Consider the following 15,920-nt stretch of genomic DNA (forward strand, 5'->3'; position numbering starts at 1 on the left):
GTATAAATTTGTGAACTTCAACGGGAAAGCTCTTTAATTTGTCTAGTATATCTTTAATTTGACCTCTACTTGAAAAGGCTTTCATCATATAAATTGGGTTATAAACCCATATGGAAGGGAGTGGAAAGAAGCCTGTCGTTGATGAGAGACGGCAGATGATCATGATTGCAGGAGGGAACAGTTAATGAATGATCGAGGGAAGAAAAAAGGATTTCAAAAAATCACGTCAGTCGTACTGGCAACCGCGATGTTGCTATCGACTTTTCCGCTGATTGCGGAAGCGGGCGATACGTGGCCTTTTCAGGGGGCAAGCGCCCATGGAACCAACCAGCCTAGCGTGCACGGATACACCAGCAGCCATGTTATGAACTGGAGCCCGGAAACCGATCCCGATGCGGAGCTGCTCAGATCACGAGTACCGCTGCAGAAGCGGATCGATCCTTTTGCGGCTACGCAGGCCAATCCAAACCTGAGTCCTGATGTAAAGATGATGAATGTTGCGGGCGATTATGGTAACGCATTCATAGAGAACGCGCCATATACGAATAAATTTGCGCAATATCATTTTAATTTCTGGCAATATATCGATTTTTACTCTTACTGGCATGGAACTGCAACCGCGTATACGCCTCCGGAGTACTATGACGACCTGGCACAGCGGGATTGGCAGCAAAAATGGTTTGAATTCGGCATGCTGAACATTCCGAACCCCACCTATACCGATGCGGCGCACAAGAACGGCGTTCTTTCTCTCGCAGGCATCTTCTTCTCCAATAATGATCGCGGTCAGCAGACCTATAAACAAATGATCGTTAAGGATGAGGCCGGTAATTACCCGGTAGCAGAGAAGTTAATTGAGATGGCACATTATTTTGGCTATGACGGGTATTTTGTTAACCAGGAGGAGCAAAATCCGAACGTAGCGATTGAGGATATCCCCGATTACATTGGATTTATGAAAGCGCTGCAAAAGGGAGGGCTATATGTACAGTGGTATGATTCGCTGAATACCTCCACGGGTCAAAACATGTTTGCGCGAACATTTAATGATAACAACATTTCATTTTTGTATGACAAAGATACGGGGGAGCAGGTTTCGCAGTCCTTTTTCTTTGATTACGGAATGGGAAATAACCAAATCAATGCAGCCGAGAATTATCTCAGCACGCTTAATCAAACGTACGGAGAGCGCTTCAACATTTATGATGTGGGCTACGCCGGACTTGAAGCCGGAAGGGACCGGTTCAAGAGCGTTCAAGGCTCGGCTTTGAGAAACAAGCTGGATAGCAATGGTCTGCCAAGACTGAGTATCTCGACGCTGGGAGCTGATTTTGTACATGCGGGGCTCGACGAGGATATGGGGCAGCCATGGCCCGTAAATCGCCGGGCGGAGAATGATTACCAATGGATGACGAAGGTTCGTGAGCAATTATGGTGGTCCGGACCGAATATCGATCCGACCCACACGGCGGTATCAACCAGCAATACAGCCTCCGACGTGCATGCGGATAACCGCTATTGGCCGGGGATGGCATCTGTGATTGCTGAACGCTCAGTCATTGGCGATACGCATTTTTACACAAATTTTAATACAGGACATGGTCTGTCCTATTATGTTAACGGTGCGGTCTCGAATACGGAGGAATGGTCCAACATGAGCCTCCAGGACATTCCAGTCACTTGGCAGTGGTGGCAGGAGACGGCAGGAGACAAGCTGCAGGTCGACTTTGATTATGGGCCGGAATATAACATTGCGGATACATCCCGGTTCGACTATGAGCAAATCGGGGCTTATGAAGGCGGAAGCTCTCTGGTCGTAAGCGGCCAATTAGATGCTGAAAATCTCTTGAGACTGTATAAGACGGATTTGAGCGTGGGAGCGGATTCCAAGCTGTCGGTTACATATAACAAAACCGCGGGTGATGATGCTTCCACGATGAGCATCGGTTTGATCATGAAGGACGATCCGAGCACGGTGATTCACATTCCTGTTCCGGACAGCGGTAGGAAAACCAATGGATGGGTTACCACTGAACTTGATTTAAGTCCCTATGCCGGAAAATCGATTGCCACCCTCGGGCTTGTGTTTGATCCGGGTGCGGGAAGCGTAGCCGATTATCAGATGAACATCGGTCAGCTGCGGATTTATGACGGTTCAATCGCCCAGCAGGCAGCGCCGACGGGACTGACGATCGCTGAAGCCTATACGGATAGCGGGGAAATGGTCATCACATGGAACATGGATCCGGATTATTCCAAGGTCAAGCAGTACAACATCTATGTGAATGATGTATATGTGGGCGGGAAGTATGATGACATCTTTTATATCAAAAACTTGCCAGCACGTTCAGGCGTCGTTAAGGTTGCCGCCGTCGGCGCGGACGGACGGGAAGGTGAGGCTGCGACAGTTCGCTTCGATTTAACCGAATCTCCATCGGATATCATCGTCGATTCCCGCGAGAACGGCGACTTCCTGGTAAGCTGGACGAACCCGCAGAATACAGCAGGAAATATGACGGTCAGCGTGAAATCCCGGAACTGGATTACGACACCTGCCCCAGTATCTGAGCGCATAACGGTACCGGCAGGGGAGACCTCTGTTATGTTCCAAGGCATGCCGATAAACGGTGACGACTATATCGTGACGTTATCCGCCGCGAATATAACGCCTGTATCGGTCAGCGGCAATTTCATTGACAAGGTGGCTGAGCCATATGCCGAGGATTGGTCCTGGGATGGCAATACGCTGAATTTGCCGATGCCGAACACAAGGGATTGGCGGTATATGTATGTCTACGAGGATGGGAAGCTTAGAGAATTCCCGACAACTTATAATGTGGGCAATAAAGACCACATCATTCGCGGGAGAACGACCAAGGCCAGCTTGAAATTCACTTCGACTGCCCAGAACGTATATGTGGTCATGGAGGACTATGCAGGCAACAGATCGGAACCGGTGTATCTGAAAGGCAAAGCGCGTTATATCGTAACGTTTGATACCAACGGCGGGGTGCCTGCTGTTCCGAATATGGAAGCTGCTTTTCATGCCCCAATTACCGAACCAGCGGCGGTCAGCAGAGCCGGTTATGTGTTTGACGGTTGGTATACTGCCAATGGAGTAAAGTGGGATTTTGCTTCAGACACGGTCAAGGAAGATGTTACGTTAACAGCGAAATGGAAGACCTGAGGTTCATCAGCCGATCGAGCCGTCTGCGAGTGTTTTTGCCGATGAAGCAAGCGTTGCGCCTTGGGCACTGCTCAATGTGAGGGAGGCGGCGGCAATCGGATTGGTTCAAGGACGGGGCAATCATTTTGCACCGGCCGAACCAGCCAGCCGCGCGGAAACAGCCCAGATGATATTGAATTATATTCGGGCGGAATCTTCTAAATAAGTCATACGAATCAAGGCGCTGGTGAGCATGTTCACCGGCGCCTTGTTACATATCTCTGTAGGAATGAACACAGCGGTCCTTATGCCATAGGGAACAAGCTTCTGCATAAAATGACCGGCAACCTTCGTTTGGACGTGAATATGATGCTCACGCCAAAGTCAGCTCTTTAAAGTCTAATTCCAGGGTTTACAACATACCAAAAATAAAATATCATAAGATATATAACATGTGATATATAATGATTGTGACAGGAGTGTCAGTCATGCCGCCAAAGAAAAAATTTACCGCAGAGCAAATTGTAGAAACGGCATTCCATATTGCCAAAACGGAAGGGATGGACAGCATAACGATCCGAAAGGTGGCCGAGCAGATGGGAAGCTCGATTGCGCCGATCTATGTCAATTTTGAGGATGTGGAGGAGCTGAAGCGTGCCGTGGTGCAGAGAGTGCATGAGCTCGGGAAACAGATGGTGCTAGAGCAGGATACGGGCAGCCCGTTCGGTGATATCGGGGCGGCAAGCCTCCAGTTTGCCAAGGAATATCCGATATTGTTCAGGGATTTGGCCATGAAGCCCAACGATTATATGCAAAATTATGATCAGGATATGGGCGATGCGCTGGTCAGCCATATGAAGCAGGATCCGGACCTTGCAGAGTTTGACGAAGAGGAGCTGCGGCTGATTTTGTTCAAAATGAGGGTGTTCCAGGCGGGTCTGTCGATCATGGCTGTGAATGGGCAGCTGCCGGCCGAGATGGATCTGGATCATTTGAAGGCGCTTCTTGACGATGCCGCTGAGGATGTCGTGCTGGCTGCACGATGGCGCAAAAGCAAGGGAAGCAACTGAGAAGACTGATAAGCGTAATCCGGCGTAAGACAGGCCGCTTACAGCGGGACGGGAGCCGGGAATGATAAGGGGGAATTTGAAAGTGGCATATGAAGCATTGAAGCAAGAGGTGGAGCAGCAGCTCATCAATAAAGTGAACTCGGATCCCAGTCTGCATAATGTCTATCTGCTGGTCCATTCGGAGCGGCTGAACATTCATTGGCCGATGGCAGCAGGGAGCACGGACGGGGTGGCGGCCACGCCCGATCAGCCATTCCACACCGCAAGCGTAGGCAAAACCTTCACTTCGGTCATTCTGACCCAGCTGGTCGAGAGCGGGCTAGCCCGGTTTGACGATCCGATTGCGAAGTATTTGCCACCGGAACTGATTCAAGGCATGCATATTTACAAAGGCAAAGACTATTCACAGGATATTCAGATCAAGCACTTATTGAGCAACACTTCGGGACTGCCGGATTTTTTCGAGGAAAAGCCGAAGCATCGACCTTCCATGTTACAGGAGGTGCTGGACGATCCGCAGCGGTTCTGGACGCCCCGGGATACGGTGGAATGGTCCAAGGAGCATCTTCGGCCTCATTTTCCACCCGGCAAAAAAGTGTACTATACCGACACGGGCTACAATCTGCTGGGGATGGTCATTGAGTCCATCACCGGGTCCTCTTATGAGGAGGTGCTGCATGAGCGCATTTTCAGGCCGCTTCAGATGAATCACTCCTACCTGTCCCAATTCTCTCTCCCTGCATTGCAAAGCGCAGCCCCGACAGCGCATTTGTACCTGGACCATATCAAGATCGAGGTGGATCAATATCGCAGTCTCAGCAGCTTTTATTCCGGTGGCCAAACCGTGTGCACCTTAGCGGATTTACTGATTTTCATGAAAGCGCTCGTTAAAGGTCAATTGGTGAGAAAGGAAAGCCTGCGCGTGATGCAGACATGGCGACCGCTTCAGATGGGGCTTCGGTACGGCTACGGCCTCATGCAGCTGCGCTTCCTTCCGTTCACGTCCAAATACACGGTGTGGGGGGGCCTCGGCGCCAGTGGGGCTTTTATGCTGTACGTGCCAGCTATGGACGTTTATCTTGCTGGTACCTTCAATCAGACGACGTACCGCACGAAGGCGATGAATTACCTATTCTTTAACGTGCTGCGCAAGCTGGGGAATATCTCGAAATGAATTTGGCCATTCACGGGAGGCTTTCGGGACGGCTTCGGAGCCAGCAATACCAGCGGGCCGAAGCGGGGGAGGATGTTCCCCCGCCCGAATGCCGCTCGTTGAACGCATAAGTATCGGTATATTTCTTGATTGTTGTTAATTATGGCTTGGTCCATGTACCCAGCTTGTAAGTGCCATCTGAAAGCCGGTTCGTATTGGCGAAATCAACACCGGGCTGATTCGTTGTCGGATCAATAATGGCGATGGCCAAATCATAAGTGCCGCTTGGCAGCGCAGCGGTTGAGAGGGAGCCGGTGATCGTATGCAGTCCGGTTCTCCAAGTCGTTAAATCGGCTGATACGGTCTGGCGGGCCACAATGGCGTTGCCGCTGCGCAGCTGAATTTCGACAGGCCAGTTGAACGGGAAGTGCTGTACGCCCTTATTCTCTACAACGACCGATACGTCCAGTGAGCTTCCGTTACTCTGCTGCGGATATGAGGCCTTGTTCAGCACAAAGTGGTAGCCCATCCGCTTCTTGAGCTGATCAATGTTGTCCTGCAGCGGATTTCCGAGCGCCAGGGAAGCCGGAGAATTCGGCCCCAGCCAGCTCGGCTTGCTCAGCTCGGTCTGGCGAAGGGTCTCGCTAAAGCCGCTGCCCGAGGTAAGCGCAGCGTTCATCCCATAGGCGCCGCCGTAAAATTCGCCTGCGGAAATGCGGATGTCCCAGAAGTTCGCATGATCCGGCTGCCGCTGGCCGATATCATCCCAGTAACCGTTCTGGGTGCCCGTATACCATCCCCATTCCGAGTCGAAGCTCGGCTGATCTCCGAACACATCATTGAACATGCCGAGAATCAACCCTTTGTTGTTGTTCTTGGCCAGCTCCACACTTCTTCTGATCAACACCTGCGTATGTGACTCCTGGTCGGCAAAAGCATCAATGTAATGCTGGATGTACTGATTGGAAATTTCGTTCGGCGGAAATACGCCTGTATAATTGCGCTCACCATTCGGTCCGACGTACGGCCATGTGTGGAATTCCGCCCAATGACCGAGCGAACCGATCTGGACAAACGCGATCGGGCTGTCAGGTCGGTTATAATGCTCCGCAATCGCCTCAATCGCAAGCTTGTGCCTTGCAATCAAATAGTCAGAGCTGTAGTTCGGGGAGAATCCCATATTGTTGCCGGCTCCCATTCCTCCGGTCTCATCGTGATAGGCCGTGCCCGGTGATTGTCCTAGACGGATCATATCATTATAGAGCCAGTCGGGAATATCCTGGTGCGGCACTCCGGAAGGGCTGTCCATAATAAAGCGCAGGACGACTTTAACTCCCTGGCTGTGCCAATAGTCGAAATTATTGGCCGCCTCGATGGCATTAAAATCATATTGGCCCTTCACGGGTTCAAGCTCTTTCCAGGTGACACCGGCATAAACGAGACGGTGATCCTGAGGATAGTTCCTGAATTTGGCGGATGGTGCCCAGCCCTTATACGGATTGTTAAGCGGATCGTCGAGCTCGGTCGGGTAGAATTCAATCATTGGAGCTCCTGTCCCCCCTTCATTTAGGGTATAGGATGGCAGCGGCTGGCTCTGGGCCGGCAAGCGATGAATATCCGAATTGTTGTCCAGGTACCCTATGCTCACGCTGCTGCCAGCGGTCAGCCCAAGCGTAGACAGTGGAATGGCTGCCTCAATCACGGATGAAGTACGAGCGATAGCGGAAGAGGGGAGGGATAATTCCAGCGTCCACTCCCAGCTGCTTCCATTGCCGGCATAGCGGTACAGGGAGTTGTTCTCCAGAAGCCATTCGATGCCGGTTGCTCCCCATCCGAATGCTTGATATCCGGTCGAAGCATCCCTGTCCGTGTTCAGCCAGAAGCTGCCCATCACCGTGCTCAGGTTGCTCCCTTCGACAAGTAAATACAGATTCGTGTCATCATGCGTTGCCTTTAATCCCCTTGCATTTCCGGAGTTGACCGCAATGGCTGGCACCTCCTCCCAATCCGCCGGGTTTCCGTCTACGATGATCGGGGCCGCCGCTGCGGTGGACGTCAATAGAGACGAAGGGAAGAACGGGAACAGAAGTGCCAGTATCATGACAACCAACAGCGACATTTTCATAGATTTCCTCTGTGCGATCATGTCAAACCTCCTCAATAGAAAGATGATGTACAGCAGAATGAATCCGAATGTTCACCTCCTTTCATTAAAAGGAGCACCGGATCAGGTGCTTCTTCGGGTTACCAGGCTTCGATATGCCGTCGGTTGTCCTGGAGTTATGCCTGCTAAGTGGAACTGCGCACGACCAGGCGTGTCGGCAATATTACCTTCTTCGGCAGCAATTGGTTTCCGTTGATCCGGTCTAACAGATTATCGACAGCAACCATGCCAATTTCTTTGGTAGGAACATCAATCGTAGATAGCGGCGGATTGGAATACTTGGATACTTCGATATTGGAGAGCCCGATAACCGCCACGTCATTCGGAACGGAAATGCCGCTGCTGTATAGCGCGTTCAGAGCGGCCATGGCCATTAAATCACTTCCGGCAAAAAAAGCAGTCGGGACATTGCCGGATGTGCACAACCGATTGATGTTCTCGGTGCAGACCGCTTCATCCCACATGCAATCGATCACCCAATCGGGATTCACGGACAATCCGGCTGCATGCATGCTGGCATAATACCCCCGGTAGCGGCGGCTGTCCTTCAGATTGCCGGTCAATCCACTCCCCCCTATATACCCGATCTGGGTATGGCCCTTCTCAATGAGGTGGTTTACCGCAACGGAAGCCACATTGTAATGATCATAGCCGACATTATCGATATCCCCGCGTTCAGTATCAATCCCCACGATATATGGAACCTGCTTGCGTATGTACTCATAGGTCTCGCGGTTCAAGGATTCCATAAGGATCAGACCGGTGATCGGCTCATTGAACGTGCTGGAGAGAATCTGGTGATCATTCAGTTCGATCCCCGTTCGAATAAAAGCGATGCTGTACCCTCTGCTAAGCAGCCGCTCCTCCACACCGGAAAGAATCGACATGAAATAAGGATCGTTATATTTGTCTTTGGTGACGCTTAACACGCAGCCGATTTTGATCTGTGATTTGGCCTCGGCCGGTTCCTTGGCGGAAGCTTTCCGCTTTGGCTTGGAGCTGATCTTATAGTTAAGCTGCGTAACAGCCTGCCAGACTCTCTCCTTGGTTTCTTCCGTGATTTTATATTTGGTATCATTGTTCAACACTCTGGATACAGTCGCAGTGGATACATTCGCTAACTTGGCAACATCCCGAATCGTACTCATCAATCGCACATTCTCCTTTTCTCAGCTACTAATGAACCCATTTTAGAGTGTATAGGAATGATTCATCATTAACAATGATAGATCCCACTTTCGCTATTGTTTCGTCGATGTTTCGCTTTTGTTTCGTTATATTGTTGCGTAATATAGTTTACCAGTATTTACAAACTAAATCAACTATAACATGCTTTTGACACTGGTTGTCACGATTAATTTTACATTGTTTTAATTTTTCTATTGCCAGAACAAGGGGGAGTGGGATAACATGAAGTCACTAAACAAAAATATTGTTTACGCAATAATTAACGAAACAAAGGATGTAACAAAAACATTGGGCGAGGTGAGAAATGCAATGGCAAGCCAGTGGAATTTTCATCAATGTGTGTCCCACTGCAAGTTTGATAACCTGCCTGAAGGGCTGGAGGCGAAGTATGACAGCTATGCACCTGATGACAGCGGCGTCGATCTCATTTCACAGGCATTTCTGTCTGAAACCTTTGATCGCTATCAGGTTCCCGGGGAGACCCGGCAACGGATTGTGGAGGGGATCGAGGAGATTGAACAGGATCCGGTTTTGCTGCATTTCACTAAATTTTTGGTGAAGGATTTATGTTCTGCCCGCGAGCGCTGTGATGAAACGCACTATACGAATATGAAGCCGGGATGTATGCAGCGGCATGGAGCTTTGTATTCATTTCTGCTGCTCCTCGCCTGTGTGGTTCCTTCCATGAATCGGCTGCGGCAGCGGTCCATCCCCGAAGAGCATTATGCAGCGATTCCGCATACGTTTCTACAACCGCAGTTGGACAAAATGGCGCTTCACGGTGATCCTTCGGTTCATGATTTTCCATGGGTTATGAATTTCTATACCTGCTCAATCTTTCTGTTTGACCGATTCTACTTCATTCCCTACCGATTCGGAGATCCGTTTACGATGTTTCGCCATAAGGAAACAGGAGAAGTCATTGCGCTCAGGCATGCGGGAGAAGAGTTCCGAAGCGACGGGCAAAGGAACGGAATTAATGATGTGTTTGACCAGAAGGGCAGCTTCATAACGGAATGGCACGAGAACGCCGAGTTTATCATGGCCAACCGAATCAACCCGATGGGGTTCGTCGAACGAGATACGACAACGATCTTCAAGAAGGAATGGGCGTCGGCGCTACGGCAAGGCGATACGCTGCTTGCCCTTCACATCCCCTCCGGGCCCGGATATACGCCGGAGCGGCTGAGGAACTCCATGCGGCAGGCCATCGAATTTTATGGCAAGTATTTCCCCGAGCTGCCGATCACAGGGTTCTGGAGCGCAAGCTGGCTGTATGATACCCGCCTGTCGCTCTTTCTGGACAGCAAACATAGCAACATCGTTCTGGTTCAACGCCAGCTGTACAATTATCCCACATTTGAAGGCGACGGCATGCTGCGCTACGAACTCTTCGGAGACCGGACGGCAGATCCGGATCGCAATCCCGGCGAATATGCAACCTCGCTGCAACAAGCAGCCGCAGCGTACATGGTTCGCGGGGCCCGCTTCAACACACTAAGCATGATTGTGCTCAAGGAAGACATCGAACGGATTGGCGCCATGCCGTACATCACGGAAGCGGACATCGAGTTGTTCCTTAAAACCGTGGACAGTCATTTACATACAGGAGGTCATTGATTTGAAACTAGCGTTAATCGGGGCAGGACAGCGAGGCATGATCTACTCAAGACATGCGTACCAAAGCGCGGATATTGTGGCGGTTGTAGAGCCGGACGATATCAGAAGGAAGGCGGCAGCGGATGAGTTCCATATCCCGCCGGAGAGACAATTTGTCACTGTTGAAGCGTTCTATGCCTTAGGCAAAATATGCGATGCGGTTATCATTTCATCCATGGACCGGGATCACTATAAGCAGACGATGGCCGCGCTTGAGCTAGGCTATGACATTTTGCTGGAGAAGCCCATATCGCCAAGCCCTGAAGAGTGCCTCAAGATTCAAGAGAAGGCGGATGAAAAAGGCCGCAAGGTGATTGTCTGCCATGTGCTCAGGTATACGAATTTTTTTGCAGAGATCAAGAAAATCATCGACAGTCAGCAACTCGGTAAAGTCATCACCATCCAGCATAACGAAAATATTGGCAATTTCCATATGGCGCACTCTTTCGTCAGAGGAAATTGGAGAAGAAGCGATCTGGCCAGCCCGATCATCATGCAGAAGTCATGTCACGATATGGATATTCTATCCTGGCTGGTGGACAGCGGAGCCAAACGTATCTCATCCTACGGCGGTCTTGCCTACTTTAAGGAGGAGAATGCTCCGGCCGGCAGCGCCGAACGCTGCCTGGACTGCAAGGTCGCCGCAGATTGCAGGTTTGATGCCAGAAAGGCTTATCTGCCGGTGCGAGGACAATGGCCGGCAGCCGCGGTTGCGGCGGATCAATCGGAAGAAGGGCTGCTTAAGGCGCTAGAGACCGGGCCTTACGGACGCTGCGTGTATAAGCTCGACAATGATGTGTGTGATCATCAGGTCACGTTGATCGAGTTCAAGAACGGGGTCACGGCCACCTTCAATTTAAGCGGATTTACGAACAAAATGTACCGAACCCTTAAAATTATGTGCGAACACGGGGAGATCCGGGGAGATGACAGCTTGAATGTGATCGAGGTTACCCGGTTCAACTCCAACATGGTGGAGGCCGGCAAGCAAACGGTCATTCGGCCGGCCGTGATGAGCGGCGGGCATAACGGTGGAGATACGGGGCTGATGAATGATTTTCTGAACAATTTACAGAATCCTGATTTCAACAGCCGATCCTCGATCGACAGGTCCGTCGAAAGCCATATGATGGCTTATGCGGCGGAAGAGGCGAGAATGACCGGGACCATCATTGATATGGACGAGCTCAGGGAGAGACTAAAGCATAATGCCACAGCCTAATCGTTAAATCACAATGCAAAGCAAAGGTCGTGATGGAATGAGCAAGGGATTTTTATATGAAATCAAAAAACATAGAATTCTGTATCTGATGTGCGTGCCGGCTCTGATCGTACTGATGATGTTCTCTTACATTCCTTTTGCCGGTGTATGGATGGCATTCACCGATTTTAATGTTGTTGACGGGATCTTCGGCAGCAAGTTTGTCGGTCTGGACAATTTCCAGTACTTTTTCTCAAAGCACAGCATGGGCTGGAAGGTGACTTATAACACGCTGTATATTAACTTTTTTGGACTCATATTAGGGATCATTGTCCCGGTCAGCATCGCTGTCCTGATCCATGAAATCCGGCACAAAACCTATAAAAAGCTGGCCCAGAGCATGATGTTCTTTCCGTATTTCATCTCGTGGGTCGTCGTTGGGGCGATTCTGTACGGCATCTTCTCCACCGATGTGGGAATTGCCAACAATATCCTGAACTTCTTCGGGCTTGAGCCGATCCGGTGGTACTCGGAGCCGAAGTATTGGAAATGGATTATTATTCTGTCGAGCGTCTGGAAATGGAGCGGATACAGTTCCATTATCTATTTGGCGGCGATGTCCAATTTTGACGGGAGTTTATATGAGGCGGCAAAGGTCGATGGCGCAAGCAAGCTGCAGCGGATCCTGCATTTGACCGTACCGATGCTGAAGCCGACCATCATCGTGCTCAGTTTGCTTAGCGTCGGTAGGATCTTCTACGGCGACTTCGGGATGGTTTACGGCATTGTTGGCAACAATCCGGTTCTGGCGGAAGAGGTAACCGTTATCGACACCTATGTCTATCAATCGATGCGCACGCTCGGTTTCTCCTATTCGACGGCAATCGGGCTGTTCCAGTCTTTGATGGGATTGATTCTGATCACGGCAGCTAACAAGGCGGCCAAGAAAATAAATGACGGAGAGGGTCTATTTTAGATGATGGGAAAGAACGGGTTGCTCGGCGATAAACTGGTCCATGTTGTTGCTTATGGTTTTATCGGCTTATTTGCCCTTGCTTGTCTATATCCGCTGGTGCTGACTCTAAGTGTATCCTTCTCCTCGGAGCAGGCGATTGCAAGAAACGGGTATTCGATTGTCCCTCTGAGCCCGACCCTGGATACGTATAAATATATTTTTGTAAACAGCGGGATGAAAATACTGAAATCCTACGGCGTCACTATCTTCGTAACCGCTGTAGGCACGATAGGCGCTTTGCTGATCACGAGCCTGATTGCCTTTTCCCTATCGATCAAAAAGTTGAAGTACCGCAACGTGCTCGCGTTTATCTGCAATTTCACCATCATATTCTCGGCCGGACTGATCCCGTGGTACATGGTCAGCGTTAACTATTACGGATTGAAAGACAGCATTCTTGCTCTGATTCTTCCTTCGATTTTTAATGTGTGGAGCATGTTTCTGATGCGCACGTATTTCGGGAGCATCTCGACCTCGCTCTATGAAGCGGCCGAGATGGACGGGGCCAATTATTTCAGGATTTACATGACGATCGCCCTTCCATTAAGCAAAACCGCGCTGCTAACGGTCGGATTGATGTATGCGCTGCAATACTGGAATGACTGGTGGCATGCGCTGATCTTCATTCAGGACCAAGATTTATATCCGCTGCAATATTACCTCTACAATATTCTATCCAATGTCAATGCAATCAGCTCCGGGCGCATTCCGTCAGGGGCCTCGGGCAACATCACGCTGCCTGCGGAAACCGTGAAGATGGCGATTACGGTAATAACGATCGGACCGATCATCTTCCTGTACCCTTACATTCAAAAATACTTCGTGCATGGGATTATGGCCGGCGCGGTCAAGGAGTAGTTGTCCGCTTGGTTACTGGCCGATCACGGCTTTTAACATAAGAATAAGCATTTTTATGAGGGAGGGTCTTTCATGAAAACAAGGAAATGGTTGGTATTATTGGCGCTGTTGATGGTATCCGTCTCCATCATGGCGGGATGCAGCGGGAGCAAGGAAGGAGCGGCCGAGCTGGAAACGGTTACGATTCTGTACCCGGGGGAGCGAAGCGACCGGATGAATGAGTTCCTGCAGAACGAATTTGCCGAGAAGATGGCCGCAGACCTTGGTCTGAAGGTGGAGGTTGTATTCGTGCCTTGGGCTCAATACTGGGAGCAGAAGGACATTATGTTAGCCGCCAATGAGCCGGTTGATCTGTATTGGGACGGCCTGCCGGACTTGTCCACGATTGTGAACAAGAGGCAAGCGATGGCGCTTGATGCGTTAATTGAGGAGCATGGTCAGGATATGCTTAATGTGCTTCCGATGGAGCAGCTTCAGGGGGCAACGATTGACGGTAAAATATATGGCATCCCATCCGCTTATGCGCCGTCCTCTGCGATGTACCAGCTGGTCGCCGTTCGCCAAGACATTCTTGAAGCCGTGGGGATGACGGATGTAAAGACGCCGGAAGATCTGAAGGAGTTTGCGGCAAGGGCGAAAGCGCAGTTTCCTGAGATGAAAGGGCCTGCCGACATTATCTTTAAACCGTTGACACGGTATTATGCCGATGAACAATACAACTGGATTGCTGCTGAGGATCTGGTGGTATTCGGGGAAGACAGCAAAAAAGCGTACAGCTATTATGAAACAGAGGCTTTCCAGGAGGTAGCCAAGTTCAACCGCAGCATGTATGAAGCGGGAATCTATACCGAGGATCTGACCATTAAATATAATGAAAGGGATTCTCGAATGCAGACCGGGCTTTACTTATGGGTAGAAGGATCCTTGGGCAAGGAGATGGAAATTATCGATGGTGTCAGAGCTAACGCGCCGGGTGCGGACATTAAGACTTATCTGCTGGCAGAGGAGAAGCCGCGCTATATAACGGCCGCAGGCGGGGAAGTTCTGGGCATACCGGTTAACGCCCCGAATCCGGAAGGCGCCATGAAGTTGATCAATTGGATTTACAAGTCACAGGATAACTACCTGTTCGCGCTCTATGGCGTAGAAGGCAAAGATTACGAGATTGTGGACGGCCGGATTCACAAGCTGACGCCTACTGAATTTTTCTATGAGTGGATGTTCAGGAATCAGAATTATCAATTGTTTGGTCCCGATGTGCCGCAAGCATTGATTGATCAATATAACAGCTGGGATGATCAGGCGCTGCGCTCGGCCTCTTTAGGCTTCCGTTTCAACAACGAGAATGTGAAAATGATCGAGACGGCTCTGAAGGAAGTAGCAGGGAAAGACCTGGCTGCGATCCGCTCCGGCTTTGTCGATTATGAAACGGCCTATCCGGTGGCGATTGAGAAGCTTAAGGCGGCGGGAATTGATGAGTACGTGGCTGAGATCCAGCGTCAGCTGGACGAGTTCCTGGCTGGAAAATAAGGGACGAGCATCGCGTATCCGGCCTGAGAAGAGATAGTCATACTGCGGCCTGACCATGTCGCGTTCGATGATGTGGGCCAGACAATCGCAGGGGGAACTATAGTCTCCCAGGAATGCCAGAGGGCATGAATGAGACGACGTGTTCCCCGAGGAGCCGGCCAGCTGTGCCCCAAGCGCAGTGATGATGAGACGAATGCTGCAATATGTGAAGTTTATCGATGGATCTGTGGCTTTAGCTGAGTTCGTTTGGAGTTAGAGGGTACACGTACACTTGACCGGTGTGCGTGTATTTTTTTCGGCAAAGGGTTGCATATGGAGACTGAATTGTCTATTATGGATATCAAGTATCTACAATGTAAGCTTCGGAAGGAGGGAATGGGTTGCAGTTTTCCAAAAGCACGGATTATGCGCTGCATGCCTTGATTCATCTGACGCTTTCAGAGAAGGACGGGCATATTGGGATTAAGGAGCTTGCTCACACGCTTGGCGTTTCGGTAAGTTACCTGTCCAAAATCATGTCCAAGCTGAGACAGGATGGCATTGTCCGCGCGGTTCCCGGTGTAAATGGCGGCTACGAGCTTGCGCGTCCGGCGGATGAGATTACGTTTCTGGAGGTCATCCAGGTGATCGAAGGCCGGGAGCAGCTGTTCGAGTGCTCCAATCTTCATTCCCAGCAGCATCAGCTGCTGAGCGAGGAGATGGCGGAAGGGCACCTTCCTAAGCATCGCGGCAGCGAGTGTCTGGTGAAAAAGGTGATGGACGGCGCCGAGGAACAGCTGCATCAATATTTGCGGCAGCATACGATTCAGGCTGTGGTGGATCAGGCGTTAAACCGGCAGCATGGTTTCACAAGCAAGAAGTGATACGCTTCTTGTATTTTAATTATAGATATTATAGATCTATATAGGAGGATGTT

The 15,920-nt window shown here is 50.4% G+C and carries 12 protein-coding genes; 10 read left to right on the plus strand and 2 right to left on the minus strand.

The genetic code is table 11. The annotated features are described in order from the left end of the window. The first annotated feature begins 184 nt into the window (after positions 1-184). The 4 genes from MKX64_RS17310 (at position 185) to MKX64_RS17320 (ending at position 5,410) form a co-directional block, all read left to right on the plus strand. Positions 185-3,187: an endo-beta-N-acetylglucosaminidase gene (locus MKX64_RS17310; RefSeq protein ID WP_341036775.1), complete on the plus strand. Its 3,003-nt coding sequence runs from the start codon at positions 185-187 to the stop codon at positions 3,185-3,187. A gap of 13 nt (positions 3,188-3,200) precedes the next feature. Then, on the plus strand, positions 3,201-3,392 hold the full coding sequence (locus tag MKX64_RS24325; protein WP_430093477.1) for an S-layer homology domain-containing protein: 192 nt from the start codon (positions 3,201-3,203) through the stop codon (positions 3,390-3,392). Positions 3,393-3,654: 262 nt separating this feature from the next. Then, positions 3,655-4,236 (plus strand): TetR/AcrR family transcriptional regulator, encoded by a 582-nt coding sequence (locus MKX64_RS17315; RefSeq protein WP_095263859.1) that lies wholly within the window; start codon positions 3,655-3,657, stop codon positions 4,234-4,236. Positions 4,237-4,318: 82 nt separating this feature from the next. After that, positions 4,319-5,410 carry a serine hydrolase domain-containing protein gene (locus tag MKX64_RS17320; RefSeq protein WP_330163946.1) on the plus strand — a complete coding sequence of 364 codons (1,092 nt, stop codon included), beginning with the start codon at positions 4,319-4,321 and terminating at the stop codon, positions 5,408-5,410. A gap of 139 nt (positions 5,411-5,549) precedes the next feature. Here the strand turns inward: MKX64_RS17320 and MKX64_RS17325 are convergent, their stop codons facing one another. Together MKX64_RS17325 and MKX64_RS17330 are read right to left on the minus strand one after the other, a co-directional pair. After that, positions 5,550-7,535 (minus strand): DUF4832 domain-containing protein, encoded by a 1,986-nt coding sequence (locus tag MKX64_RS17325; RefSeq protein WP_095397915.1) that lies wholly within the window; start codon positions 7,533-7,535, stop codon positions 5,550-5,552. Between the two features lie 143 nt (positions 7,536-7,678). Beyond that, the gene (locus MKX64_RS17330; protein WP_095263862.1) at positions 7,679-8,701 is read right to left on the minus strand and encodes a LacI family DNA-binding transcriptional regulator; all 1,023 of its coding nucleotides are present in this window, start codon (positions 8,699-8,701) and stop codon (positions 7,679-7,681) included. A 349-nt stretch (positions 8,702-9,050) separates the two neighbouring features. On the opposite strand from MKX64_RS17330, the gene MKX64_RS17335 reads away from it, so the two are divergent. The 6 genes from MKX64_RS17335 (at position 9,051) to MKX64_RS17360 (ending at position 15,867) form a co-directional block, all read left to right on the plus strand. Further along, positions 9,051-10,361: an acyltransferase domain-containing protein gene (locus tag MKX64_RS17335; RefSeq protein WP_341036779.1), complete on the plus strand. Its 1,311-nt coding sequence runs from the start codon at positions 9,051-9,053 to the stop codon at positions 10,359-10,361. Position 10,362: 1 nt separating this feature from the next. After that, the gene (locus tag MKX64_RS17340; RefSeq protein WP_095263864.1) at positions 10,363-11,622 is read left to right on the plus strand and encodes a Gfo/Idh/MocA family protein; all 1,260 of its coding nucleotides are present in this window, start codon (positions 10,363-10,365) and stop codon (positions 11,620-11,622) included. A 37-nt stretch (positions 11,623-11,659) separates the two neighbouring features. Next, the gene (locus tag MKX64_RS17345; RefSeq protein WP_095397916.1) at positions 11,660-12,577 is read left to right on the plus strand and encodes an ABC transporter permease; all 918 of its coding nucleotides are present in this window, start codon (positions 11,660-11,662) and stop codon (positions 12,575-12,577) included. Beyond that, entirely contained in the window at positions 12,578-13,474 is an 897-nt protein-coding gene (locus tag MKX64_RS17350; protein WP_095397917.1) for a carbohydrate ABC transporter permease, read from the plus strand. Positions 13,475-13,546: 72 nt separating this feature from the next. Further along, on the plus strand, positions 13,547-15,004 hold the full coding sequence (locus MKX64_RS17355) for an ABC transporter substrate-binding protein (protein ID WP_095397918.1): 1,458 nt from the start codon (positions 13,547-13,549) through the stop codon (positions 15,002-15,004). A 380-nt stretch (positions 15,005-15,384) separates the two neighbouring features. Next, positions 15,385-15,867: an RrF2 family transcriptional regulator gene (locus MKX64_RS17360; RefSeq protein ID WP_095397919.1), complete on the plus strand. Its 483-nt coding sequence runs from the start codon at positions 15,385-15,387 to the stop codon at positions 15,865-15,867. Positions 15,868-15,920 lie beyond the last annotated feature (53 nt).

This window comes from Paenibacillus sp. FSL M8-0334 (assembly GCF_038000405.1).
Lineage (GTDB): Bacteria > Bacillota > Bacilli > Paenibacillales > Paenibacillaceae > Paenibacillus_AQ > Paenibacillus_AQ campinasensis.